This window comes from Microbacterium sp. Leaf436, from assembly GCF_001424715.1.
In the GTDB taxonomy this organism is placed as follows: domain Bacteria; phylum Actinomycetota; class Actinomycetes; order Actinomycetales; family Microbacteriaceae; genus Microbacterium.
Genome location: NZ_LMRB01000001.1, coordinates 20,961 through 46,606, shown reverse-complemented (window position 1 = coordinate 46,606; position 25,646 = coordinate 20,961). Strand labels below are relative to the sequence as shown.

The following is a 25,646-nucleotide window of genomic DNA, read 5'->3' as shown; positions in this document are numbered from 1 at the left end:
GGGTGAGCGGTCACGGGCGAGTCCTCGAGAAGTGAGTACGCCCTAACTTAGTGCAGCCTAAGTTGGCCGCGCGCCCTCATTTCGTCGTCGAGAGACCGCGCCCCACCCCGGCGCGACGCAGACCCGAGCCGATGGCGAGTCCTACTGCGGTCCAGGCCACCGGTCCCGCGACGCCGATCACGAGGTAGGCGACGCGGGTGACCGGCGCGAGGCTGGCGATGTCGGCCGCGAACCAGACGACCACGGCGACGAGCGCGCCGATCACGAGCGCCGAGCCGTAGAAGCGCACGGACGCCCACACGCGGTACCGGGTGAGGGCGGCGACGCCTTCTTGGATCCCGCCGAACAGCAGGGCCGTGCCGAGGAAACGGAACGTCCACTGCGGCGCCATGGCACTCGCCACCAGCGCGGCGAGCACGTGCGTCACCAGGGCCACCCCGGCGCGGCGCACCACCTGCTGCGCGATGATTCCGGGCAGCACGTGCGAGCCCAGCACGAGCCCGTAGGCCCAGGGTGCGCCCGCCAGGACGATCAACGTCAGCCACCCGGCGGCACCGCCCACGATGCCGGTCCCCACCCCGATCGCGGCGCAGACGAGCAGCACGCGCGTGGAGAGACCGGATGCCAGGGACACCCGCTCAGCGTAGCGGCGACGCCGGGATCGCTGGACGCCCCGCCGGTCGAGTCGGGCTGGTCACGGGGGAGGCTGCTGAGCGTGACGAATCCGGCGGGCTCGGGGGACCTCGGCGACGCCGGTCAGTTCACCACGCCGGCGCTGCACGTCTGCTGCGCCGCGCTCGACCCCGTGATCGACTCGGGAAGGGCCACCGCGCCGGTGTTCGGGTCGACGGTTCCGGGCTCGACCGCTTCGCCCTCGGAGGGCGCCTCGCTCGGCGCGGCCTCACCCGGAGCGGGTTCTGCGACGACGACGCCCCCGTTCGCGCCGGCGTCGCCGGTCACCTCGATGCCCTGGTTGGCGAGAAGGGCGTCCCACAGCACCTGCGCCGCGTCGTAGTTCGGCTCGACGCGGTTGGCGTCGGCGCTGGCCTGAACGGTCGGATACTGCACGAACACGATGTCCTCGAACGGCACGTCTTTGACCGCGGACGCGATCTGTACGAGCGTCAGCGGGTTGGTCAGGCTCTGCGTCGGCGTGACGTTGCGCAACCCCGTGGAGGCCAGACGGAACAGCGTCGCCGGGTTCGACAGCACCTCTTCGCTGACGAGCTTGCGGGCCAGACGCGACATGTACTGCTGCTGGTTGCTCACGCGCGCCAGGTCGCTGCCGCCCACGCCGTAGCGGGTGCGCAGGAACTGCAGGGCCTCGAGACCCTGGATGGTGCGCGGACCCGCGGCCCAGTCGATGCCGGTGTTCTCGTCGCGCATGTCGCTGGCGAGGCAGATCTCGACGCCGCCGATGGCGTTGGTGATCTCGATCACGCCGCCGAAGGTGACCATCGCGCCGAACTGCACGGGTTGCCCGCTCATGTCGGAGATCGCCGTCATCACGCACGACAGTCCGCCGTAGGTGTAGATCTCGTTGATCTGCACGTAGCCTCCGCCCCAGCGGTCGCCGTCGGCGGTGTCGCAGGCCGGGGCGTCGAAGAGCAGGTCGCGGGGGAACGACACCACCGTCACCCGACGCGGGGCATCGGAGATGTGCACGAGGATGTTGACGTCGTTGAGCTGCCCCTCGGCGTCGGGGCCCTCGCAGCGCTCGCCGAAGACCTCGCGCAGGCTCTCTTCGCACGCGTCGATGCCGACGACCATCATGTTGACGCCGCCCTCGAGCTCGCTGAGGTCGGGCGGGACGGGCGGCTGGTTCTCGACGACGACGGCCTCTTCGGTGAAGCTCGTGGTCAGGTCGTAGGCGGTGTACGCGGCAACGCCCGCGGCCGAGACGAGGACCACCACGACGGCGACGGCGACGACGGTAAGCAGCTGAGCGATCGGGTGCGGGGACCGCAGGCGCGCGTGCTGTGCGACGGTGCGACGGCGCATGGTTCCTCCTCGAATTCCCCCGAGTCTAGGGGCACCGGATGCCGCGGCTCTGCGGTCTCGGCGAGGCGTTTCACGCCGGGCTCGCTGGTCGGGTCGGACTCGTGCGCCCTGCGCGCTCCGCGGACTGACGCGTCAGTCGCGCCGCCGCCGCGGCGTCAAGCGCACCGCGGGCAGGGGCGGAGCGGGAATGCGCTCGGGGCCGTGATCGATCACCGTGCCGAAGCGGTCGGCCCGTGCCTCCCAGGCGTCGCGCGCCTCGACGATCTCGTCGTGCGAGCGGCCGACGAAGTTCCACCACATCACGATGTCGGCTTCGAACGGCTCTCCGCCCAACAAGAAGACCCGGGCGCCGCCGTCGCTGCGCAGTTCGAGGTGGTCGCGTCCTTTGCCGACGTACACCAGCCGGCTGTCGTCGATCGCCGCGGTGGATCCCGGCTCCAGGCCCGGCGCCGGTCGTCGCGCGGCGTCGGCGTCGACGGCATCCATTCCCGTCACGGCGTCGGCGTCGACGGCATCCATTCCCGTCACGGCGTCGGCGTGGCCGGTCATTCCGTAGAGGGCATACTCCCATTCGGGGTGAAGGGGCACGCGCACGGTCACGCCGGCGGGCAGCCGGACTTCGGCCCCGACGATCGGGGTGTGCACCGTCGCGGGAGAGGCGACGTCGCCGAGTTCGCCCATCACGACGACCGCGTCGGCGCCGTCGCCGAGGTCGATCGTGGGCAGGTGCTCGTGTCGCTCGAAGGCCGGAGCACCGTGCCGGCGCGCGTCGGGAAGCGCGACCCACAGCTGGAGGGCGTCGAGGGGGATGGGGCCCTCGCCGACGGAGTATTCCGAGTGCGCGATGCCCGCACCACTGGTCATGAGGTTCAGCGCCCCCGGTCGCACCACGACGTCGCTGCCCACCGCGTCGCGGTGTCGCACCTCGCCCACGATCGGCCACGTCACCGTCTGCAGGCCGATGTGCGGGTGCGGTTCGACCCGCATGAGGGTCTCTTGCGGGCCGAACCGGTCGAGGAAGCACCACGCCCCCACCATCGGCAGGGCGCGATGCGGCAGCGTGCGGTGCACCTCCATGCCCCGGACGCCGCCCAACGGCACCTCGCGCGCCTCGATCACGAGGGAACGCGGTCCGTCGCACGCGATCGGACCCTCGGATGCCGGCGGGGCGACGTCGAGTCGGGTCACGAGGGTTCGCCGGGCCCGGCGGCGTCGGCCGCGTCGTCGTCGTTCGGCCACTCCACGACGAGGCCCGGCACGTCGTTCTCGCGCAGGTAGTGCGCCACGAAGGGGCACGACGGGATGATGCTGCCGCCGCGTCGGGCGAGGTCGGCCAGCGCCTCGCTCGCGAGGACCTTGCCGAGGCCGCGACCCGCGAAGGCCGGGTCGACCTCGGTGTGGGGGAGGGTCGTGCGGTCCTCACCCGCGGGGCGGAAGTCGAGGAAGCCACCGAGCTCGTCGCCCACGTGGATCTCGTAGCGGCGCGCCTCGTCGTTTCGGGTCACGGTCAGTTCGTCGGCCATGGGCGTCTCCTATCGTCGGTGTCCGTCGTCGGTGTCCACGACAACGTACGTGCGTCCCGCGGTGTTCCGCCATCCCCGCCCGGTCGGCGACGGATCTGGTACCCCCGGTCCCCGCGGGCGCCCCGGCAGCGCCCGCCAGAACCGTCGCGCGCGCCGGGGAGGTCAGCGCGGGACGCGCGCGCGGTGTCGGCGCACCGCGGCGCGATTCGCGCAGCGCACCGAGCAGTACCGTTGCCGGCCGTTGCGGGTGACGTCGACGACCACGCGATCGCAGGGCTCGGCGGCGCATCGAGCGAGGCGGGTCATTCCCCGGGTGACGAGGTGCAGCGACGTGCCGACCGAGATGACCGCCGCGAGCACGCGGGGGAGCGATTCGTCGCTGTCGCGGTAGTGCAGGTGCCATCCCTCTCCGTCGTGGTTCGTCAGGCGCGGGTAGGCCGTCACGGCGGCCATCTGGGCGTTCAGTCGCGCGGCACGCGCATCGAGATCGGTCTCGTCGACGATCCGCAGCCACTCGTCGACGACGGTGCGGGTGCGTTCGTGGTCGTCGGGCGCCGCGGGGAAGGTCATCGTCATCCCGCTCTCGCGCGTGCGGCGTTCGATCCCCTCGCGGTCGGCCGGCCAGTCGTTCGCGAGCGAGGCGGCCAGCAGGACGGCGTACTCACCGTAAGGGTTGAGATGCATAACGGCATTACATCACGCTGGTTCCATGACCGCCCTCCCGACCGTCCTGCCCGCCGCCCCGGCATCCGTCCACGAACACGCCTGGCTCACCGAATCTGTGCACGCCACGAGCGCCGGTCGCGTGCGTTACGTGCGCTGCACGGGCTGCGCCGCCCGACGCGTGGACTTGGATCCGGTGTCACCGGCGCCGCCCGTTGCGATGACCCGACCGATCGGCTGACCACGCCTCCGCGCGCGCCGCGCGAGACGGTAGCGTCGGAGCAGACCATCGACGGGGGATGCATGAACGCTCTGGGCCTGATCGCCACGACCGCGGGCGCGGTACTCGTGCTCGCCGTGGTGCTGCACGTCTGGTACGCGATGGGCCTGTCGCGCGTCTTCGCGGCGCGCGGTGCGGAGCCCTGGCGCGCGTGGGTGCCGATCGTGAACGACGCCGAGGTCTTCCGGCTGGGGCGGGTCGACCCGGTGCGCGCCGTGCTGCTGCTCGTGCCGTTCGTCAACGTCTACGCCCTCGTGCTCAAGGCGACCGCGGCGCACCGCCTGGGCGCTGCGTCGGGACGCGGTGCCGGTACGACGGCGCTGGCGCTCGTTCTGCCGCCCGTGTGGGCGGGGATCCTCGCCGCACCCGGAGCGACCCCGGATGCCGCGAAGCCCCACGACGCGAACGACCCCGCGGTCGACGAGGCCGCGGTGGACGACGCCGAGGAGCCCTCGTCGGGCCCCCTCACCGCGGTCCCCGGGGCGGGAACGCCGGCCGCGGCCGCCGGAACCCGCCGCGCTTCGCGCTCCGTCGAGGTCCCGGCCGCCGTACCGGTGCTGGCCGGACCCGTCGACGTCCCCCCGCGGGGCGCGTCGGTCCTCACGACGACGCCCGAGGTCGGATCCTCCGTGCCGGTCGCTCCCCCCTCCGGCTCCGCTGTGCACGGCGACGATTCCGGCCCGGCCGAGCACGACGACGTCGCGCCGGTGAGTGCCGCCCCCGTCGCCCCGACCGCCGAGAGCGGCCTCGGGGGGATCGACGCCGCGGACGGACCCGCGGCCGCTGACACCGGCGCGCCGTTCGACCGGGTCGCCGAGACGACCGACGCCACGGCATCCGCCGCCGACCGCGCCGAGATGCCGGTCGCGGCGCCGCTCGACGAATCGACGCAGACCGCTCGGCCCCGCTCCCGCCGCCGGGGGGAGTGGATCCTCGGCCTCCCCGACGGGGAGCAGGTGAGCATCACCGGACGAACCGTCGTGCTCGGACGCAAACCCGCGCAGACCGAGGAATCCGTGCAGTACATCGCGGTCGCCGACGACACGCGCACCATGTCGAAGCAGCATGCGCGGCTCGACTGGACGGTGACGGGCTGGACCATCACCGACCTGGACTCGACGAACGGCGTGACGCTGCTGCACGACGACGGGCGCAGCGAACGGCTGCGCGCGCAGACCCCCGCTCTCGCCTCGGAGCGGTTCCGTCTCGGCGACGCGCAGATCGATCTGCGTCCCGGCGCGATCGCCTAGTCGGCCGGCGCGTCCCCGTAGAGTCCACGGCCCGTGGGGGCGGGGCGGCGGGGCTCGGTCTCCTCGCGGCGTCGGCTCACGAGGACCGCGAGGGCTCCGATCGCGCCCAGCACGATGAGACCGCCGACGCCGATCCCCGTCGCCAGGGTGATGGCCGCGGCATCCGGTCCGGGTCCGACGACCACCGCGACGGCCTCGGGCGTCTGCGTCGGCTGCGGCGTGGACGCGGCACCCGGGAAGGGGCTCTTGGGGCCGCGGAGCCCTGAGCCGGGTACGAGCACGATCGCGTCGTAGGGCTGCACGATGCCCCAGCCCGACGAGTTCGAGCGCGTGTCGGGCTGCGCCCGCACGGCCGTCGCCTCGAGGCGGTAGGCCCACTGCGCGGGCGTCTCGTCGGGATGGGCGGCGGCGACGAGGGCCGCCGCGGCCGAGACGTAGGCGGCGGCGTAGCTGGTGGCGGGGGCGTCGGTGGCGACCGCGCAGTCGCCGCCCTGCGGCCACGCCGACGCGATGTTCTGCCCGGGGGCGGCCAGCGCGACATGGGAGCCGCGGATGCTCGCACTCGTGACGACGCCCGCGTCGTTGGCGGCCGCGACCCCGATGGCGCCGGAGAAACCGGCGGGGTAGCGCGTGCCGTCGGAACCGTTCTCTTCGACCGCGGAGGTGGAGTCGCGGTTGCCGGCGCTGGCGACGACCAGGCTGCCGCGATCGCGGGCGTAGGCGACCGCGTCGGCCAGGGCCGCGTTCTTCTCGGTCGTGCTCATCGAGACGTTGATGATCTGCGCGCCACGGTCGGCCGCGATGCGGATGCCCTCGGCCATGCGCGCGGTGTTCGGACCGAACCCGGCCTCGACCTGCTGATCGGAGTCGCCGGCGTACACGCGCACCGGCAGGATCCGCACCTCGGGGGCGAGTCCCTGAACGCCCGACTTCGGGATGAGCCGGGCGGCGATCTGCCCGGCGATCACCGTTCCGTGACCGTAGACGTCGGTGCGCCCGATGCCGTCGGTGCCGTCGGGCACGAGGTTGACGCCGGCGATGATCGCGTCGTCGAGGTGGGGGTTCGGGGCGACGCCGGAATCCACGACGGCCACCGTGATGCCCGCGCCGCGGGTGAGCTCCCACGCCGCCTCGCTCTGCAGCTTGTCGAGGGCGGGCGGGGTCTGGCTGATCCGCGTCGCCGCGAGGCACTGGTCGCGCGACGACGACACGACACCGGATGCCGGGCCCGAGGCGTGAGCGGCGGCGGGCGAGGCCGACAGCAGCAGACCCGCGACGAGGATCGCCGCACCGAACCCGCCGGTCCGCCGGCGAAGGGTCACTTCGACCCCGTGGTCGGGGACTGCTGCGCGGCGCTCTCGCTCAACGACGGGCCCGTGCGCAGCAGCGCCGTCCACCCGTCGGTCACGGCGGCGACGTCGGAGGGGGAGTAACCGAGGCGGGCGATGGTCTCGTCGGTGGCGTTCGGCAGCGGGTAGGCCGTGCCCGTGGCATCCACCAGGGTCAGCACGCTGGAGCTCTGGTCTCCGCGCCCTCCGGCGCGCACGAGGGCACCGTGGCTCGGGTCGACCCGTACGCCGGCCGTGACGGGCGCCGAGGCCGGCTGAGTGGCGAGAGCGGTCGTCGCCTGCCCCTCGCCGCCCCGGAGGATCGCGCAGGGGCGTTCGCCGGCGGCGACGGTCTCGAAGCCGGTGCGCGGCCACTCGTCGCCGAGGCCGGTGGGCGCCGTCGAGAGCGTGCGGATCTCGTCGGCGGTGACCTCGGTCACGGAGCCGTTCAGCGCGCTGCCGCTGCCCAGCTGGTAGAGCTGCCAGGCGAGGGGGGTCAGCGCCTCGAGCACCCCGCCGGTCTGCACGAGGAACCGCTCGTCGTCGGCCGAACCGGCCTGCCGGATCACCTGGCCCACCTTGAGGTTGGTCCCGGGCACCGAGGCGCCGTAGTTCTGCAGCGTCAGGGGGGTGAGGGGCGTGCTGGCGGTGAACAGATCGAGCCACGCCGCGGGCACCGTCACCGGCGACAGCGCCGAGATGCCGGCCGCGCGCAGCACGGCGTCGGCGTCGCTGCTCGACACCGCGAAACTGCGACCCCCCAGCACCACGTGCAGGATGCCGTCGACCGAGACGACGACCGCGCGGTCGGTCTCGGTGGCCGGACCGCTCGCCGTGGACAGGCGCACGTCGAGGCCGGCCACGTCGGAGACGCACGCGCTCCACCCGGTGTTGATGAGCCCCGACGCGGGTGGGATCTCGTCGGGCGCTCCCGTGATGCCGAGGGTGTCCCCCACGGGAGTGCCGGCCAGGGTCGCCTGGTCGGTGGAGATCACGCCGAAATCGCTCGCGGGCAGCAGCAGGCGGGCGCTGGCCGTGTTGATGACGGGGTGCAGGACGCCCTCGACGGTGACGAAACGCGCCCCGGTGTCGGAGACGAGCACGAGCTTGCCGTTCTCCCATCCCGTCGGAAGGCCGGGGCGGATCAGCCCGTAGAACACGCCGACCAGCACGACGATGACCGTGAGGGCGATGGCCGCGATGACCGCGCGCAGCGGAGACGTCGGCTGCAGTTCCTTGCCGCCCGGCGCGCCGCTGACGAACGCGGTGAGCAGGCGTCGGCGCGAGAAGTTCTGCGCCTCGATCAGGTCGCCCTTGGTGGCCACGACGTCAGGCCAGACCGGAGGCGATGACCGACAGCGGAAGCAGCGACGCCAGCACCAGCAGTTCGGCGGTGTCGGCGATCCGGATCAGCCGCAGGCGCGTCTTCGGAGCCAGCAGGGTGACGGTGACCACGCTGACGGTGGCGATCGCGAGCACGACCAGGATGCCCACACGCAGGTCGGGCTGCGTCAGCGAGGCGACCACGCCCGAGACGACGAGACCCAGGATGCCGGTCGTCATCACCGTCAGCACGCCCGCTCGCGCGAACGTCTGCCGGGAGGGGAACATCATGCCGGCGAAGGCCAGGGCGCCCAGGAGCGCCCCCGCGGCGTTCTGCGCGGCGACGAGGGGGACGGCGAGGAGCACGGACGCGGCGAGGGCGAGCCGCAGGGCCATGAGGATGCGCTTGCCCTGCGCCACCCGCTCCGCGACGTCGTCGGCGTCGATGGGCTCCGGTTCGGCGAACATCTCGGCGTCACTCTGCGGCGAGACGATGCGCAGTCGAGTGGTTCCGAGGGCGAGCCACGGGAGTGCGCCGCCGAGGGTCGCGATGATGCCGACCATGAGCGTCCACACGGTCGCGGCGGGGAAGAAGGCGGCGAAGGTGCCCGTGACGCCGATGACCCCGCCGGCGATCAGGGGCGCGAGCTGAAGTTCGGCGCGGTCGCGGGTGAGGGCCAGAGCGACGCCGGCGATCACGAAGGCTCCACCCCCCGCGGCGGCGAGCGGCCAGCCCCAGATGTCGAACGCCGGCGGGACGGCGAGGAACCCCGCCACCGCCGCGAACACGGAGGCCGCCATTCCCAGGCCCTGGCCGGCCTCGCGTTGGCCGAGCCGCGCGACGACGGCTGCCACGACGAGCAGCACGACCGCGCCGCCACCGGCGACCAGGGCGCCGAAGGGGAGGGCACGGCCGGCGGCGAGGAGCAGCACCGCGCAGACGCCGAGCAGGGCCAGGCTGACCGCGAGGGCCGTGCGGGCGTTGTCGCGCGTCGTCCAGGGCCGGTTCTGCTGCGACGTGGCGTCGATGACGGCCTCGACGATGTCGTCATAGACGCGCGGCTGAGCGACGAGCCCGCCACGCACGAGGGTGAGCACCTCTCCGTCGACGATGCCCTGGGCCGAGGCCCCGCGCGACGGATCGACGGTGGTGCCGTCGGCTCGCTGCAGGGCGTAGCCGGCGGAGGTCATCGACGGATCGAGCACCCCGAGCGATCGGGCGAAGCCCGGCAGGAACTCGATGACGGGCACCTGAGCGGGAATCGCGATGTCGAGCCGGCGGCCCTCGCTCTGCACGGACAGGCGCAGCAGCGCCCGTGTGGCGTTCATGACGTCAGCCATCCGCGGCCCCCTCTTTCCGGACCGAAGCCCCCTGCGGTCAGACCCCGAAATCCTATCGTCGGGGCACGGCGTTCCGCGCGCCGAGCACGGGACCGCGCGTCCGATCGGAGCGCCCGGTCACGTGCCCGGTCGACGCGTTCAGCCGAAGCGCGCCGCGGACGCGCGGTCGGCCGTGACGTAGTCGTCGGCGATGTTGTCGGTGGCGGTCGAGATGCGGTGCAGGGCGTCCCTCATCTGCTCGAGGGTGGCGCTCCACTGCTGCTGCGCGTTGTTGTAGGCGACCTGGGCGGTGCCCTCCCATTCGCCGCGCAGTCGGGACACCTCGGCATCGAGGCCGCTCAGAGCGGCGTCGATGCGGGCACTCTCGGCGCGCAAGCGGCCGGCCGCAGCGTGCAGGGATTCGGGTGTGACGCGGAGATCACTCATCTCATTCGCCTCCCAGCAGTGAGCCCAGCCCGTGGATCGTCGTGCTGTGCGCCTCTTCGACGGCTTCCTGGTCACGCGCCGTCGCGGTCAGGGCGGCGCTGAGGGTGACCAGCACGTCGTTGAGACGGTTCGCCCCGGCCGTCCACTCGTTCACCAGCACCCCGTACGCCGTGGCGGCGTCGCCCGTCCAGTTGGCGCGCAGCTCGTCGAGCTCGGCGAGGACCCGGCGGGCGCTGTCGGCGATGTCGGCGTGCGTGCCCGCCACCACTTCGGCGCCTCGGACGAGGGCGCCCTCGCCCGCGGAGATGCGATCAGACATTGTCCTCACTCCTGTCGGACCCGTCGCGACCGCCCGCCTGGGCGTTCTCGGAACGGGGACCGATCTCTTCGTCGTCTTCCATGCGGGGAGCGATGGGGCCACCGAGGCCGCGTGCCGCCTCGTCCTTTCGGTCGGACCGGGAACCCGGTCCGCCCATCCCACCGACGCCCCGGTTGCCGCCCGCTGCGCCGCGCGTCGCGCCGGCCGCGGCGCCCGCGCCGCGTGCTCCGCCCGCGGCGGTCGCCGCTCCACCGGCACCGCGGCGTCCTCCGCCGGCGGCTGTGCCACCACCGGCCGTGCCGCCGCCTGCCGCTCCGCCCATGCCGGCACCGCGCATGCCCGCGCCGCGTGCCGTCGACGAACCGGCTGCGCCGCCGCCGACGCCACCGAGTCCACCGACACCGCGGGCGCCGGTGCCCCCGCCGGGGGTCTTGCCCAGCAGTCCGCCTGCGCGCCCGCCGGCGCCGCCGCCACCCGCCACGGCGCCGCCGCCGCCGAAGAGGCCGCCACCGGCGCCCCCCGTGGGGGCGCCGACGCGACCGAGAGCGAGGGCGCCGCCGCCGCCGGCGACGAGTCCGGCCGACAGGCCCGAGCCGAGGCCCGCGCCCGGACCACCGGGGGTGCCGATCAGTCCGCCGCCGCCGCCTCCTCCGCCGGGCAGGCTCGGGATGCCGCCGGGAAGGGTGGGCGAGCCCGAGATCGGGCCGTCGGGAGTCGGGTCGGGCGGGATGTTCTCGAGGTCGATCGGCGGTCGGCCGGTCGGCAGGTCGGGGTGGCCGTTCGGGAAAGGACCGTACTCGCTCGGGCCCGAGGGAGTGCCGGGCAGCGTCTCGTAGTCGCCGGGGGTCTCACCCGTCGAGGGGGGCGGAATGTCGATGCCGCCGTTTCCCCCGCTGCTACCGCCGCCGCCGGGGCCGAGCGGCGACACGTCCCAATTCGGGTACTGCTCGATGCTCCGACCGCCGACGCGTCCCGGTCCGGGTTGCGAGCCGGGCGTCGGTGCGGGCGACGGATCGTCGTCGGGCGTGGCCGTCGGGTTGAACGGTGGTGGGTTGGTCATCGAGATCTGGTCGAGCTCGTCGGAGTGCGCTTGAAACTTCGTCCTCGCGTCGTCTTCGCGTCGATCCGCCAGGTAGCCGTTGATGACGTTGGTGGCACCTTCGCCCGCGAGGAACGACACGGGACCGAGCATGAAGGTGGAGCCCATGGCGGCCCCGCGGACCGCGATCTCCTGCCCGGGAGTCATCTCCCCGGCGGGCAGCGAGGCCAGCGAGTCCCGCGCGCGCGAACGGATGTCGTTGGCATCAGCGAGGTATCGGGGGATCTCGTCTTCGACGTAGCCGATCTGCTTCGAGACCTCGGACGCGGTGGAGCTGAAAGCCGCTTGCGCCGACGTTCCCGCTCGTCCCACCAGGCCCGGGTCGCTGGCGACGCGATCGAGGACGTTCTTGAGCGCCGTGAGGCCGCTCACCAACTCGGTGCGCGTCGGAACGTCCCATGGAACGCCACCCTCGGCGAGGCGCTGCAGGCGCAGTTCCCAGTCTCCGGTCATGACGACTTTCCTCCCTCTGCCTTACGGCGTCGGCTGATGGTGATGATGACGATGGTGATGACGATCGCGAGGACCACGAACCCGACGACCGCGCCGATGATCCAGGGGACGAGCGCCCCGATGTCGAAGCCGCTGGGCTCGTCGCCGTAGGCGTCGAAGCTGCGCGACCGCGCAGCGGGGGCGACGTAGCCCTGCGTCTTGGCGGTGGCGATCTGTTCCGCGGTCGGCATTCCCGCGGGCTTGTCCATCAGCGGGGTCTCATCGGGGTACTGCAGCGGATCGACGGAGAGAAGCGACGACAGCCAAGCGGCGCCGTAGCCGTAGCCGTCATCGGTGCGGGCCGGCGTGTGCACCTCGTCGTTCGTGGTGGCGATGAGGGCCTGCACCAGCTGGTTCCCCGTCGCCTGGGGCGTCTTCTGGGCGGCCAACGCGAGCATTCCCGCGACCAGGGGAGCGGTGTTCGACGACCCCGTCCCCGATCCGGTGGCCGACCAGTCGCCCTCGCGCCCCACCCCGGGGATCCGGAACCCTCCGGCGACCACGGTGGTGTGGGTGATGACGTAGTCCGAGCCGTCCGAGCTCTTCTGGATGTGGCCTTCGCGATCGATGGCCGTGGTGGTCACGACGCCGTTGAGCGCACCGACCGAGGTCTCGGAGTCGCCGAGTTGGCTGGGGTTCGCCGAGGCGCTGACGACGGCGACACCCTTCGCGACGGCGTACGCGATCACCGGGGCGTCCCGCTCGTCCCAGGGCTGGCCGACGGCCGTGTAGACGATCTCGTTGCCGTCGTCGACGGCGGTCTTGACCGCCAATCCGAATTCGCTGATGTCCTCGTCGGAGTTGACGTCGCACCGCTCGTCGCTCTCGGGCCCGTATCCGTAGACGGTGACGTCGGCGTCGGGGGCCACACCGTTGATGTTGCCCGACCCGGTTCCGTTGCCGATGAGCAGTGCGGTCATCGTGGTTCCGTGACGCGCTGCCGAGTTGGCATCCGCCGTCTTCACCTCGGGGGCGTTGGAGCAGATCGGGAAGTCCGAGATGCGGAGGTTGCGTCCCTCGAACACCGGGAGGTCGGGATTGATCTGCTTCTCGATGACTCCGACCTTGACGCCCGCGCCGGTGAGGCCGGCCGCGTGCGCCGCGTCGACGCCGTAGGTGGAGTACCAGAACGCGAGGTTCTCTTGCGGGTTGTCGCTCTCGCCCTCCGCGAGGGCGGGGGAGGCGGCGCCGAAGGAGACGATGGTGGCGACGAGAACGGCGCCGACGGCGCGGCCCGCGGAACGGGGCGCGCTCATCACAGAGGGATGTTCCGACTCGAGAACGGCGATCGGCTGCCCGCCGACGGGGGCGTCGCCGCCGCGTCGATCAGCGAGAGGGCGTTGGTGGCGTCGCTGGCGTTCATCTCGTCGCGATCGCGGAGCGTGGTGACGGCCTGAGCGAGCGCCTCGGCGTTCTGCTGGACGTACTGGCGTACCTCTTCGATGCGCATACCCAGCATCTGGGCGCGCTGCTCGAGGTGCGACGTGAATGCGGCCGCGGGGACCTCGGTCGAGTTGCCTTCGACCATCGCGATGACGGCGGCGGACGGCAGCTGATCGGTCGATGTCGTCAGCGTGCTCGAGTTGTGAAGGGGAAGGTCGCCTTCGTAGCCGATGTCAGACATGGGATCACTCGTTTCTCGAGGTCAGAAGAGGGTGATGCGCGGAGTCTCCGCGCCCGCGACGCCGGGCCGGGGCGGTGCGGGCGACTCCGACGGCGGCGCAGCGCCGCAGAAGAAAGCCCGTCAGGGCCGAAAGAACCGGCGGTCGCGAGTCGCGACCGCCGGCTCGATGCGACTCAGACGAAGCGGCCGGCGGCGGACTTGTCGGTCGAGGTGTAACCCTGGGCCATCTCGTCGGTCTTGGCGGCGATCTGCTGGAGCAGTTCGTTCAGGCGCGTGATGGACTGCGTCCACTGAGCCTGGGCCTGGTCGTAGGCGGTCTGCGCTTCACCGTCCCAGGAGGCGCGCAGCGCGCCGACCTGCGACTCGAGGTCGTCGAGACGGGTGCGGATGCCGGAGGCACCGTTGCGGATCTGACCGGAGAGGGCGATGACCTGCTCGGGACGAACGGACATGGACTGCATGGGAGTTCCTTCTTTCGTGTCGAGCGGGGTCAGCCGAGCAGCGAGCCCAGGTTGCCGATGGTCTGCTGGTGCGACTCTTCCGAGGCCGCCTGGTCGCGCTCGGTGCCGCGCAGAGCGTCTTCGAGCGTGACGAGCACGTTGTTGAGCTTGGTGGTCTCTTCGTTCCACCGCTGCATGAGCTGCGTGTAGGAACCGGCGGCGGCGCCGGTCCAGAAGCCGGCCACCTGGTCGAGCTCGGTACGAACCTTGCGAACCTGCTCGTCGATGCCCGACTTCGCGGTGTTGACCGCTTCGGCTCCGCGACGAAGCGCACCCTCCTGGGCTGCGATGAGATCTGCCACGTCTGTCTCCTCGTTGTTCCTCCGGGCGCGCCCGGGCGTTGCGGATCATGTCTTCACGCACGGGAATCGGACCCGGACGCGGGATCGATGGAACAACCGGAGCCCCCCACCGACCCACTGAATGTACGTAAAGGAGGGGGTCACGGCAAGCCTCTTGCGCAAACCCAAAAATGACAAAATTCTCATCTTCACACCCCGGCCGTCGAGGACCACGCGGCCGGTGCCGGGCGGCTACGCTGGTGCGGTTCCCGCGCCTTCCGAGGCGGACGGGCGGCGAGAACGAGGGGGACCGTTGAGCGCTGAGGTGGTGCACGGGCGACGTGTCGCGCTGGTCGACGGCGCCACGCGGTTCGATCTCGTGGTTCCGCTGCACGCCAGCGTCGACGACGTCCTGCGCGCCGCGGCCGTCACGGGCGACGGCGTGCGGGTGGTGGGCATCGCCGGCCGCGAGATCGATCGGTCCACGACCATGCGCTCCCTCGACGACGGCTCCGTCCTGGTCCTCGTCGATCCCGCGGCCTCGTTCGCCGCCGCGACCGCCGACGCGAAGCGGCCCGTTCTCGCCCGTCGGGCACCGGCCGTGTGGTCGGTGCTGGCGGCGGGGGGCGGCATCCTGGCCCTTCTGCGTCTCCTCGGCGGCGACGCCCTTCCGGCGTCGGTCCGCGTGCCGGTCGCGGTCGTCGCGCTGATCGCCGCGCTGGCCTCGGCCACCGCGTTCTCGCTGTCGGCCCGCTCGACCACGTCGACCCTCGTTCCCGTGGTCGCCCTGATCTCGCTCGCGTTCGGGGGAGGGGTGGCCGTCGTCCCCGACGTGCCGGCGTCGTCGGCGTCGGTGGCCGTGTTCACCGGGCTGCTCGGCGGGGCGATCCTCGCCGGCGTCATCGGCGTGCTCGGCGCTCCCGAGACCCTGCGCGCGCAGGGTCGGACGGCCGCGATCGTGGTGGGCGTGCTCGCGGGCGTCTGGGGCCTCTCTCTTCTTCTGCATCTCGACCCCACGGCGCCCGCGGCCGTCACGCTCGGTCTCGTCCCCGTCGCGCAGCGCGTGCTGCAGGCGAGCCTCGTCGACGTCGCGCCCGGCACGTTCGTCGACTACGCCCGGTTCCAGACCACGCGGTGGACGGTGCGGCAGAGCCTGCCCGACGAGGTGCGCACGATCGAGGCGGCCGATGCCGACGCCCTGGTCGAGCGCTCCACGGCGCGACTCACCATCGGGGTGCTGCTGCTGATCCTGGCGGGGGCGGCCAGCGCGTTCACCGCGCTGCCGTCGTTCCCCTCCGAGGACCCGGTGATCCTGGGCGGGCGGATCGCCCTGGCGACGACGGTCGTTTTGGCGTTGCTGCTCGGCTCGCGCAAGAGCACCGTGCCGTTCCTCCGCTGGGTCGAGCGAGCGGGAGCCGCCGTCGTCCTGGCTGCGGTGCTGGTGGCGCTGCTCCCCGCGATCTCGTCGGGCCTGCTCGTGGTGATCGCCGGCATCTGCCTCGCGGTGGGTCTCGGGTGCGCGCTGCTGACGGTGCCCATCGGCCGCGGCTTCCGCTCCCTCGGCTGGTCGCGCACGGGCGACGTCTTCGAGGCGCTCGCGACGGCTCTGTCGCTCCCGGCGGGCATGCTCGCCGCCGGAGCGATCGAGATCGCGCGTGCGATGATGGCGACATGACGCAGACGCCGCCGTTCGGCGCGCCCGCGACGGTGGGGGTGCGCGTGGGCGCCTTCAGCGTCGACGCCGCCCTCGTGGTCATCGCCGCGGGCGTGGCATCGCTTCTCGGCTCTCCCGTCCTCGGTGCCGCGGTCGCGGCCGAGGCGTTGTTGGGCCTGTGGATCCTGCAGGCGCGTCGGGGGTCGACCCCCGGTGCGCTGCTGTTCGGTGTGCGCACGTCGCGGATCGAGGCGCCGCTCGTCCCGGGCGCCGGGCGCGCCTTCGTGCGCGGCCTGCTCGTCGTGCTCGGCGGGCTGGTGCTCGTGGCGGGGGCGTGGGTCGTCGTGGCCTCGGCCGCCTTCGACCGCTCGGGTCGGCGACGCTCGTGGGCGGATCGCGCGGCGGGAACGGTCCTTCTGGCCGTCCCGCGGGGCGAGAAGGCCCCGGATGCCGACGACCCCCGCGCTCTGTCGGAGCCCACGGTCCATGCGCGACCGGCGTCACCGCGCGAACCCCTCCGCGTCGACGCCGGCGTGGCGGCGCTTCCGTCCGCCCCCGAGTGGGATTCCCCGCTCATCGCGATCGAGGCGCCCACGTCGGCGGGCGCACGCCCGGCCCCCGTGGCTCCGGCCGCGACCGTCGACGCCGACGGTGACGGCGACGCCGCGCCGACTCCGCGCACCGGTGTGACGGGCGCCGAGCTGCTGGTCGTCTTCGACACCGGCCAGCGCGCGCAGTTCGCACTCCCCGCCGCGGTCAACTTCGGGCGCGCACCGGTCGCCGATCAGACCGGCGACGTGCTCATCGCGGTCGACGACCCCGACCGCCTCATCTCCAAGACGCACCTGCGCCTCGAACACGACGGCGAGGTGGCGTGGGTCATCGACGCCGGATCGACGAACGGCTCCGAGCTCATCGACGACGACGGCGCCGTCCATCCCCTCCCTCCCGGTGCGCGCACCCTGCTCGAGGACGGCACCCGCGTGCGCCTCGGCGAACGCGTCTTCACCCTCAGCCGCCTGATCGGAGGTCCCGCGTGAGCACGGGTCCGCGCATCGCCCCGCCGTCGCTGCCGAACGGGCGGATCGTGCTGCAGCCGCCGCCCGAGCTCGTGCCGAACGAGGGCGGCAGCGGCATCCTGACCTCGCTCCTGCCGATGCTCGGCAGCGTGGGCGCCATCGTGATGGTCACCATCTCGAACAGCGGGCCGACGGGCTTCCTCATCGGAGGCATGTTCCTGCTGTCGTCGCTGGGCTTCGTCGCCGTCAACGGCTGGCGTCAGCGCGCCCAGCGCAACGCCGAGGTGCTGGGCAATCGGCGCGAGTACCTCGCGTACCTGTCCGACCTCCGCGAGACGGTGCGGGTCGCCGCGCGCAAGCAGCGTCGCCACGGCGGATGGATCATGCCCGCTCCCGCCGCCCTGCCCTACATCGCCGAGGAGCGGTCCCGCGTCTGGGAACGCCAGCCGGGCGACGAGACGTTCCTCCTCGCGCGCATCGGCGTCGCCGACCAGCCGCTCAGCCTCGCCCTCGAGGCACCCGAGCTGCCGCCCCTGGCGCAACTCGATCCGGTCGCCGCCTCGGCCGCCCACCGCTTCATGCTGACGCACGAGATCCAGCGCGACCTTCCTCTCGGCTTCCCCCTCGGCGACTACGCGCGCATCGAGCTCGTGGGCGCCGACGAAGACGCCGTGCGCAGCCTCGCGCGCTCGCTCGTCGCTTCGGCGGCGACGCTGCACGATCCCGAAGACGTGATCGTCGCGGTGCTCGCCGGCCCCGCGCAGACGGCCGCCTGGGACTGGGTGAAGTGGCTGCCGCACGCGATGTCGTCGCGGGTGCAGGACCGACTCGGCCCCGCGCGCATGATCTCGGGCTCGCTCGACGAGCTCGTCGACATGCTGCCGACCCAGCTCGCCGGTCGTCCGCGGTTCGCGCCCGGCGGCGGGGTCACCCCGCACGTCGTGCTCGTCGTCGACGGTGTCGACACGATGGCGCACGCCTCGTTCGCGGGGCTCGAGGGCGCGCAGGGCGTCACCGTGATCGACCTGCCCGCGCGGTGGGACGAGCTCGACGATCCGTCGATCGCGCGCGTGGCGCTCGCCGAGACCGTGGCTCCCGTGCGGCCCCGCCGCGGCGAGACCGCGGCCGTCGTCGCGCCCGCGGAGTTCATCGACGGCGCGGGGCGCGCGCAGACCTTCTACCCGGATGCCATGACCATCGCCGAGGCCGAGGCCACCGCGCGCCGGCTCATGCCGCTGCGGCCCGCGCCCATGGTGGTCGTCGACGCGCCGACGACGCAGGGTCAGGCCGAGCTGACGGAACTGCTCGGCCTTCCCGACGTGCGCGCGGTCGACTTCGACCAGGCGTGGAGCCCGCGCCTCGAGCGCGACCGCTTGCGCGTCCCGATCGGTCAGGAGCCGTCGGGGGCGCCGCTCATCCTCGACCTGAAAGAGTCCGCCTCGCAGGGTATGGGGCCCCACGGCGTGATGGTGGGGGCGACCGGTTCGGGTAAGTCCGAGGTGCTGCGCACCCTCGTGCTCGCGCTCGCGATGACCCACTCGCCCGAGCAGTTGAACTTCGTCCTCGTCGACTTCAAGGGCGGCGCGACGTTCGCGGGCATGGCCGACATGCCCCACGTCTCGGCCGTCATCACCAACCTGGGGGCCGAGCTCGCTCTGGTGGACCGCTTCCAGGACGCCCTGCAGGGCGAGATCGTGCGCCGTCAGGAGCTGCTGCGCGCGTCGGGCAACTTCGCCAACGTCGGCGAGTACGAGGCGGCGCGCCGCGGCGGGCGCTCCGACCTGGCTCCGCTCCCGGCCCTGCTGGTCGTCGTCGACGAGTTCTCCGAGCTGCTGTCGGCCAAACCCGAGTTCGTCGACAGCTTCCTCAACATCGGGCGCGTCGGCCGATCGCTCCACGTGCACCTGCTCCTGGCATCCCAGCGCCTCGAAGAGGGCAAGCTGCGCGGGCTCGACACGTACCTGTCGTACCGGATCGGTCTGCGCACCTTCTCGGCCGCCGAGTCGCGCACGATCATCGGCACGCCCGACGCGTACACGCTGCCGCAGGAACCGGGCGTGGGCTTTCTCAAAAGCGACACCGAGAACCTCGTGCAGTTCCGCGCGGCGTACGTGTCGGGGCGGCCGAGGGGCAATCCCGGCGTCGCCGTCGACGAGTTCGACGCCGTCTCGTCGGGGCCCGCGCGGGTCGAGGTGTTCACGGCCATGGCCCAGCCCGACGACGACACCGACATCGAGATGGATGCCGCGCCGGCGGCGATCTCGGCGCCCGTCGCCGAGAAGCGGTCGACGTTCCAGATCGCCGTGGACCGCATGAAGGACCGCGGTCCCGAGGCCCACCAGGTGTGGCTGCCGCCGCTGGCCGAACCGTCCCCCCTCGACGAGCTCATGCCCGACCTGGCGGAAGACCCCGTGCTGGGCCTCGTCTCGCGCCGGTGGCGTGACGCCGGAGCCCTCACCGTGCCGATCGGTGTCGTCGACATCCCGCTGGAGCAGCGCCGCGACCACCTCACGGTCTCGCTCGGCGGTGCGGCCGGTCACGTCGCGATCGTCGGTTCGCCGCTGAGCGGCAAGTCCACGCTCGCGCGCACCCTCGTCTCGGCGCTGGCGCTGACGGGCACCCCGCAGGAGCTGCAGTTCTTCGTGCTCGATTTCGGCGGCGGCGGCTTCACGGCGATGCAGCGGCACCCGCACGTGGCCGGTGTCGCCACGCGAACCGAGCCCGAGGCCGTGCGTCGCGCGGTGGCCGAGGTCGAGGCCGTGCTCGACGCGCGCGAGCAGTACTTCCGTCGAAACGCCGTCGACTCCATCGAGACGTACCGCTCGCGACGGCGCGACGGGCGGCTCGACGACGGCTTCGGCGACGTCTTCCTCGTGGTCGACGGGTGGTCGACGCTCCGGGCCGAGTTCGAGCCCCTCGAAGCCCGCATCCAGACGATCGCCGCGCGCGGCCTGAGCTTCGGCGTGCACGTCGTGGTGACCGCGAACCGGTGGCTCGAGATCCGCGCGGCACTCAAAGATCTCATCCAGACGCGGGTCGAGCTGCGTCTGGGCGACCCGACCGACTCCGACGTCGACCGCAAGCAGGCGGCCAACGTGGCCGCGGGCCAGCCCGGCCGTGGCCTCAGCGCGACCAAGCTGCAGATGCTCACCTCCGTGCCGCGCATCGACGGCTCCGGCGACGCGGGCACCCTCGCCGACGGTGTGGCCGACATGATCGGCAAGGTCGCCGCCGCCTGGCACGGCGAGCCCGGCCCGAAGATGCGACTGCTCCCCGAGACCATCTCGCTCGACGAGGTGCGCGCGCTCGCCGCGCCCGACGACCCGCGCCTGCTGCTCGGCATCGAGGAGGCGCAGCTCTCGCCCTTCGGCGTCGACCCGCGCGTCGAGTCGCACCTGTTCGTCTACGGCGACTCGGGAATGGGCAAGTCGGCGCTCCTGCGGGGCGTGGCGAAAGAGATCCAGCGCCTGTACACGGCCGCCGAGGCGAAGATCTTCGTCGTCGACTATCGTCGCGCGCTGCTCGGTGAGATCCCCGACGAATACCTCGGGGCCTATCTCACCTCGCACGACCTGGCCACGGGTGGAATGAACGACCTCGCGCAGTACTTCTCCACGCGCATCCCCGGCCCCGACGTGACCCCCACGCAGCTGCGCGAACGCAGCTGGTGGAAGGGCGCCGAGGGCTTCATCCTGGTCGACGACTACGACCTCGTCGCCACCAGCCAGGGCAACCCTCTCGCGGTGTTGCAGCCGCTGCTGGCGCAGGCCGGCGACCTCGGTCTGCACGTCATACTGACGCGTCGGTCGGGCGGCGCGAGCCGAGCGGCCTACGACCCGATCATCCAGCGCTTCACCGATCTCGGCGTGACCGGCATCCTGCTGGGGGGGAACCCCGAAGAGGGTGCCTTGATCGGTCGGGTCAAGCCCGAGCGGGCAGCGCCGGGTCGGGCGCAGATCGTCAGCCGCGAGCACGGTCTCGTCGCCTCGCAGCTGGTCTTCTCGCCGCCGACGAGCTGATCACCCCTCCTCCCCACCGCCCCGGCCTCCCCCGATGGAGGTCGGGGCGGTGTCGGTGTCGGTGGGGCCGGTTACCGTGGAGGGGTGACATATCCCGGCGCCGCACCCGAGTCGTACGCCGACGCGCCGCCCGAGTCGTACGACACCCCCGACGACCCCTACGCGGGAGCGGACTGGGACCCCGATCTGTTCGCCCCGCCCGACGACCTCGACGCCCCGCCGCCGCCGACGGATGCCGTGAATTCGCGGTTCGCCCGCGCCGCGGTCGCGACGGGCACCGCCCGTGAGCTCCCGGCCGTGCGCGACTTCACCGGACGCGATCCGCGCGAGGTGCTGCACGAGGTCTACGGCTACGACGCGTTCCGCGGCGATCAGGCCGACATCGTGCAGCACGTCGTCGACGGCGGCGACGCGGTGGTGCTCATGCCCACCGGCGGCGGCAAGAGCGTCACGTACCAGGTGCCCGCCCTCGTGCGCCCGGGTACGGGCCTGGTCGTCAGCCCGCTGATCGCCCTCATGCACGACCAGGTCGAGGCGCTCATCGCCAACGGTGTGCGTGCCGGGTACCTCAACTCCACGCAGGCCCCCGCCGAGCGGCAGGCGGTGGAACAGGCCTTCCTCGCCGGCGAGCTCGACCTGCTCTACGTCGCCCCCGAGCGCCTCAACGGCGCGCAGACGCTGGGGCTGCTGTCGCGCGGACGCCTGAGCGTCATCGCGATCGACGAGGCCCATTGCGTGTCGCAGTGGGGTCACGACTTCCGCCCCGACTACCTCGCGCTGGGCGACCTCGCCGAGCGCTTCCCCGGTGTGCCGCGCATGGCACTCACCGCCACCGCGACCACGGCGACCGCGCAAGAGATCGTCGAACGTCTCCGTCTGCGCGACGCCCGCGGCTTCGTCGCCAGTTTCGATCGCCCGAACATCCAGTACCGCATCGACGCCAAGGTCGACCCGCGTCGTCAGCTGGTGCAGTTCATCAAGGCGCAGCCCGAGGGCTCGGCGGGCATCGTGTACGCGCTCAGTCGCAAGAGCGTCGAACAGATGGCGGCGTACCTCTGCACGCAGGGGCTCGACGCGCTGCCGTACCACGCCGGTCTCGACGCCTCGGTGCGGGCGGCGAACCAGTCGCGCTTCCTGCGCGACGACGGCGTCATCATGGTCGCCACGATCGCCTTCGGAATGGGCATCGACAAGCCCGACGTGCGCTTCGTGGCGCACATCGACCTGCCGAAGTCCGTCGAGGGCTACTACCAAGAGACGGGCCGCGCCGGCCGCGACGGCGACCCCTCGGTCGTCTGGATGGCCTACGGCCTGGGCGACGTCGTGCAGCAACGCCGCATGATCGACCAGTCGCCGGGCGACCGCTCGTACAAGATGCGCCTCGGGCAGCATCTCGACGCCATGCTGGCGCTGTGCGAGACGGTCGGATGCCGTCGGCAGAACCTCCTCGAGTACTTCGGGCAGAAGTCCGACCCCTGCGGCAACTGCGACACCTGCCTCACCCCGCCCGACACCTGGGACGGCTTGGTCGCGGCGCAGAAGCTGCTGTCGACCATCGTGCGTCTACAGCGCGAGCGCGGCCAGGCGTTCGGCGCGGGCCACCTCATCGACATCCTGCGCGGAGCCAAGACCGAGCGCATCGCCCAGCAGGGGCACGACCGACTGAGCACCTACGGACTCGGCGCCGACCTGTCCGATCAGGACTGGCGCAGCGTCATCCGTCAGCTCCTCGCCCGCGGGATCATCGCCGCGCAGGGCGATTACGGCACGCTCGCGCTCAGCGAGGCGTCGGCCGGGGTGCTTCGGGGCGAGTCGCCCGTTCCCCTTCGCCGCGATGCTCTCGGGCGCACGGGCGGCGGCGGTGGTTCGACCCGGCAGCGCAAGTCGAGCGCCGACGACGTCGCGCCCGCCGATCGCGACCTGTTCGAGGCCCTGCGCGCCTGGCGCGCCGAGAAGGCTCGCGAGCAGGGGGTTCCGGCGTACATCGTCTTCGGTGACGCCACGCTGCGCGCGATCGCGGCGGCGCGACCCGCCTCGACCGGCGACCTCGACGGCATCACCGGCATCGGCGCCAAGAAGCGCGAGGCGTACGGCGACGGCATCCTCACGGTGGTCGCCGCGAACTGACGGGACGACAGGGCGCCGTTTCACCGGCGGCGGCGGCCCAGCTCCAGCGGTCGACGCCCGCGGTCGAGCAGGGTGAGTACGCGGTGGGTGCTGCCGACGCCTCCGGCGCGCGGTCAGCGCATCCTCGGAAATGGTGACCCCCCACAACCTCCGGGCCCGACGTCCGCCGGACGAGTTGTGTACATCCCACAGGTCGATTGCCGGGGCGTTGTGGGACACCTACCGTGGGGGTATTCCTTTGCAACGTCGAAAGGTGCCGAGAATGACCGACGCCGCCGTCCGTCCCACCACGCCCGCCACGAGCACGCGTACCCCCGTCGGGGGAGCCCCCGCCGCCCCGCACACCGCCGCCGAGGCCGCCGAGGCGCGCATCGACACCGAGCGGGTCACCGACCTGCTGCTCGGCACGTGGGCCGACACCCGCCGCCAGGCGCGCGAGATGCTCAAGGATCCCGCGCTGTGGCGCGACGATTCGCTGGGCATGGACGCCCACCGCGAGCGCACGCTCAGCCAGCTGCACCTCCTGGTGCAGAACAAGGCGGTGCACCGGGCCTTCCCGAAGCGCTTCGGCGGAGAAGAGAACAACGGGGCCAACATCGCCGGCTTCGAGGAGCTGGTGGCGGCCGACCCCAGCCTGCAGATCAAGTCGGGTGTGCAGTGGGGCCTGTTCGGCTCGGCCGTGCTGCAGCTCGGCACCGCCGAGCACCACGACAAGTGGCTCCCCGGCATCATGAGCCTCGAGATCCCCGGCGCCTTCGCCATGACCGAGACCGGCCACGGCTCCGACGTCGCCGCGATCGGCACGACGGCGACCTACGACGCCGACACCGAGGAGTTCGTCATCCACACGCCCTTCCGCGGTGCGTGGAAGGACTACCTCGGAAACGCCGCCCTGCACGGCAAAGCCGCGACGGTGTTCGCGCAGCTCATCACGAACGGCGTCAACCACGGCGTGCACTGCTTCTACGTGCCGCTGCGCGACGAGTCGGGCGCCTTCCTGCCCGGCATCGGCGGCGAGGACGACGGCCTCAAGGGCGGCCTGAACGGCATCGACAACGGCCGTCTGCACTTCGACCACGTCCGCGTCCCGCGCACGAATCTGCTCAACCGCTACGGCGACGTCGCCGCCGACGGCACCTACTCGAGCGACATCGCCAGCCCCGGCCGCCGCTTCTTCACGATGCTCGGCACGCTCGTGCAGGGCCGCGTCTCGCTCGACGGGGCCGCCGCGTGGGCCTCGGCCATCGGCCTCACCATCGCCATCACCTACGGCAACCAGCGCCGCCAGTTCGACTCGGGCAGCGGCACCCCCGAGGTGACCCTGCTCGACTACGGCAAGCACCAGCGGCGTCTGCTGCCGCGCCTGGCGACGACGTACGCCGAGATCTTCGCCCACGACGAATTCCTGCAGAAGTTCGACGGCGTCTTCAGCGGCGCGCTCGACACCGACGCCGACCGCGAAGACCTCGAGACCCTCGCCGCAGCCCTCAAGCCGCTGTCGACCTGGCACGCGCTCGACACCCTGCAGGAGTCCCGCGAGGCCTGCGGCGGCCAGGGCTTCCTGTTCGAGAACCGTCTCGTGGGCCTGCGCGCCGATCTCGACATCTACGTCACCTTCGAGGGCGACAACAACGTGCTGCTGCAGCTCGTCGGCAAGCGTCTGCTCGCCGACTACGCCCGGTCGTTCAAGGGCAAGGATGCCAAGCAGCTCGCCGCCTTCGCCGTGGGCCAGACCGCTGGGAAGCTCTTCCACGGTGCCGGCATGCGCCAGCTCGGCCAGGCCGTCAGCGACTTCGGCTCCACCGCGCGCTCGGTCGAGAAGGGGCTCCGCGCCGAACAGCAGCACGAGCTGCTGGCCGGCCGCGTGCAGCAGATGATCGCCGACATCGCGGGGCGCCTGCGCCCGGCATCCAAACTGTCGCGTGAAGACGCCGCCGCCCTCTTCAACGAGAACCAGTCGCAGCTCATCGAGGCGGCGCGCGCGCACGGCGAGCTCCTGCAGTGGGAGGCCTTCACCGACGCGATCAACCGGATCGACGACGACGGCACCCTGCGGGTGCTCACCTGGTTGCGCGACCTGTTCGGTCTGCAGCTCATCGAGAAGCACCTCGCCTGGTACCTCATCAACGGGCGCCTGTCGACGCAGCGCGGTGCCGCGGTGTCGAGCTACATCGACCGCCTGTGCGCGCGTCTGCGTCCGCACGCGCAAGACCTGGTCGACGCCTTCGGCTACGGTCCCGAGCACATCCGCGCCTCGATCGCGTCGGGTGTCGAAGACGATCGGCAGAACGAGGCGGCGTCGTACTACGCCGCGCAGCGGGCGTCGGGCAACGCCCCCGTTCCCGAGAAGAAGCCCGCGAAGTAGCGGCGTTCCGCG

Annotated in this window: 22 protein-coding genes; 7 read left to right on the top strand and 15 right to left on the bottom strand. The window is 72.3% G+C overall.

Annotated elements, in window-relative coordinates:
- Positions 1-76: 76 nt before the first annotated feature.
- From ASG45_RS00190 to ASG45_RS00170, 5 genes are all read right to left on the bottom strand, one after another.
- On the bottom strand, positions 77-634 hold the full coding sequence (locus ASG45_RS00190; RefSeq protein WP_055831879.1) for an ECF transporter S component: 558 nt from the start codon (positions 632-634) through the stop codon (positions 77-79).
- Between the two features lie 122 nt (positions 635-756).
- Complete coding sequence (locus tag ASG45_RS00185; protein WP_055831877.1) at positions 757-2,001, bottom strand: LCP family protein; 1,245 nt, start codon at positions 1,999-2,001, stop codon at positions 757-759.
- Positions 2,002-2,133: 132 nt separating this feature from the next.
- Complete coding sequence (locus ASG45_RS00180) at positions 2,134-3,189, bottom strand: pirin family protein (RefSeq protein WP_055831875.1); 1,056 nt, start codon at positions 3,187-3,189, stop codon at positions 2,134-2,136.
- Positions 3,186-3,524, bottom strand: a complete 339-nt coding sequence (locus tag ASG45_RS00175; RefSeq protein ID WP_055831873.1) for a GNAT family N-acetyltransferase — start codon at positions 3,522-3,524, stop codon at positions 3,186-3,188. Before ASG45_RS00175 ends, ASG45_RS00180 begins: the two co-directional genes overlap by 4 nt.
- Positions 3,525-3,686: 162 nt before the next feature.
- Positions 3,687-4,208, bottom strand: a complete 522-nt coding sequence (locus ASG45_RS00170; protein ID WP_055831871.1) for a CGNR zinc finger domain-containing protein — start codon at positions 4,206-4,208, stop codon at positions 3,687-3,689.
- Positions 4,209-4,233: 25 nt separating this feature from the next.
- Here ASG45_RS00170 and ASG45_RS15775 point away from each other — a divergent pair, with 25 nt between their 5' ends.
- Entirely contained in the window at positions 4,234-4,428 is a 195-nt protein-coding gene (locus tag ASG45_RS15775) for a hypothetical protein (RefSeq protein ID WP_055935621.1), read from the top strand.
- A gap of 62 nt (positions 4,429-4,490) precedes the next feature.
- The gene (locus ASG45_RS00165; RefSeq protein WP_055831870.1) at positions 4,491-5,717 is read left to right on the top strand and encodes a DUF5684 domain-containing protein; all 1,227 of its coding nucleotides are present in this window, start codon (positions 4,491-4,493) and stop codon (positions 5,715-5,717) included.
- On the opposite strand, the gene ASG45_RS00160 is transcribed toward ASG45_RS00165, so the two are convergent.
- From ASG45_RS00160 to ASG45_RS00115, 10 genes are all read right to left on the bottom strand, one after another.
- Positions 5,714-7,039, bottom strand: coding sequence for a S8 family serine peptidase (locus ASG45_RS00160; protein WP_055831868.1), 1,326 nt, complete (start codon positions 7,037-7,039; stop codon positions 5,714-5,716). The genes ASG45_RS00165 and ASG45_RS00160 overlap by 4 nt on opposite strands.
- Positions 7,036-8,370 (bottom strand): type VII secretion protein EccB, encoded by a 1,335-nt coding sequence (gene eccB, locus ASG45_RS00155; RefSeq protein WP_055831866.1) that lies wholly within the window; start codon positions 8,368-8,370, stop codon positions 7,036-7,038. The genes ASG45_RS00160 and eccB overlap by 4 nt, the downstream gene beginning before the upstream one ends.
- A 4-nt stretch (positions 8,371-8,374) precedes the next feature.
- Positions 8,375-9,709 (bottom strand): type VII secretion integral membrane protein EccD, encoded by a 1,335-nt coding sequence (eccD, locus tag ASG45_RS00150; RefSeq protein WP_055831863.1) that lies wholly within the window; start codon positions 9,707-9,709, stop codon positions 8,375-8,377.
- A 138-nt stretch (positions 9,710-9,847) separates the two neighbouring features.
- Positions 9,848-10,135, bottom strand: coding sequence for a WXG100 family type VII secretion target (locus ASG45_RS00145; protein ID WP_055831861.1), 288 nt, complete (start codon positions 10,133-10,135; stop codon positions 9,848-9,850).
- A 1-nt stretch (position 10,136) separates the two neighbouring features.
- The gene (locus ASG45_RS00140) at positions 10,137-10,454 is read right to left on the bottom strand and encodes a WXG100 family type VII secretion target (RefSeq protein WP_055831859.1); all 318 of its coding nucleotides are present in this window, start codon (positions 10,452-10,454) and stop codon (positions 10,137-10,139) included.
- On the bottom strand, positions 10,447-12,006 hold the full coding sequence (locus ASG45_RS00135) for a hypothetical protein (RefSeq protein ID WP_055831857.1): 1,560 nt from the start codon (positions 12,004-12,006) through the stop codon (positions 10,447-10,449). Before ASG45_RS00135 ends, ASG45_RS00140 begins: the two co-directional genes overlap by 8 nt.
- A complete protein-coding gene (locus ASG45_RS00130) occupies positions 12,003-13,301 on the bottom strand; it encodes a S8 family serine peptidase (RefSeq protein ID WP_055831855.1) in 1,299 nt (432 codons plus the stop codon). Before ASG45_RS00130 ends, ASG45_RS00135 begins: the two co-directional genes overlap by 4 nt.
- Positions 13,301-13,669 carry a hypothetical protein gene (locus tag ASG45_RS00125; RefSeq protein ID WP_055831853.1) on the bottom strand — a complete coding sequence of 123 codons (369 nt, stop codon included), beginning with the start codon at positions 13,667-13,669 and terminating at the stop codon, positions 13,301-13,303. Before ASG45_RS00125 ends, ASG45_RS00130 begins: the two co-directional genes overlap by 1 nt.
- A gap of 173 nt (positions 13,670-13,842) precedes the next feature.
- The gene (locus ASG45_RS00120; RefSeq protein WP_070408677.1) at positions 13,843-14,130 is read right to left on the bottom strand and encodes a WXG100 family type VII secretion target; all 288 of its coding nucleotides are present in this window, start codon (positions 14,128-14,130) and stop codon (positions 13,843-13,845) included.
- A gap of 29 nt (positions 14,131-14,159) precedes the next feature.
- Complete coding sequence (locus ASG45_RS00115; protein WP_055831852.1) at positions 14,160-14,471, bottom strand: WXG100 family type VII secretion target; 312 nt, start codon at positions 14,469-14,471, stop codon at positions 14,160-14,162.
- 292 nt (positions 14,472-14,763) lie between these two features.
- Between ASG45_RS00115 and ASG45_RS00110 the strand changes: the two genes are divergently transcribed.
- The 5 genes from ASG45_RS00110 (at position 14,764) to ASG45_RS00090 (ending at position 25,634) form a co-directional block, all read left to right on the top strand.
- Positions 14,764-16,125: a hypothetical protein gene (locus ASG45_RS00110; protein WP_156459314.1), complete on the top strand. Its 1,362-nt coding sequence runs from the start codon at positions 14,764-14,766 to the stop codon at positions 16,123-16,125.
- Entirely contained in the window at positions 16,122-17,144 is a 1,023-nt protein-coding gene (locus ASG45_RS00105; RefSeq protein ID WP_055831847.1) for an RDD family protein, read from the top strand. The genes ASG45_RS00110 and ASG45_RS00105 overlap by 4 nt, the downstream gene beginning before the upstream one ends.
- Positions 17,141-21,142 (top strand): type VII secretion protein EccCa, encoded by a 4,002-nt coding sequence (gene eccCa, locus ASG45_RS00100; RefSeq protein WP_055831845.1) that lies wholly within the window; start codon positions 17,141-17,143, stop codon positions 21,140-21,142. Before ASG45_RS00105 ends, eccCa begins: the two co-directional genes overlap by 4 nt.
- A gap of 84 nt (positions 21,143-21,226) precedes the next feature.
- Positions 21,227-23,269: a DNA helicase RecQ gene (gene recQ, locus ASG45_RS00095; RefSeq protein WP_055831843.1), complete on the top strand. Its 2,043-nt coding sequence runs from the start codon at positions 21,227-21,229 to the stop codon at positions 23,267-23,269.
- A 262-nt stretch (positions 23,270-23,531) separates the two neighbouring features.
- Positions 23,532-25,634, top strand: a complete 2,103-nt coding sequence (locus tag ASG45_RS00090) for an acyl-CoA dehydrogenase family protein (protein WP_055831841.1) — start codon at positions 23,532-23,534, stop codon at positions 25,632-25,634.
- The last annotated feature ends 12 nt before the right edge of the window (positions 25,635-25,646 follow it).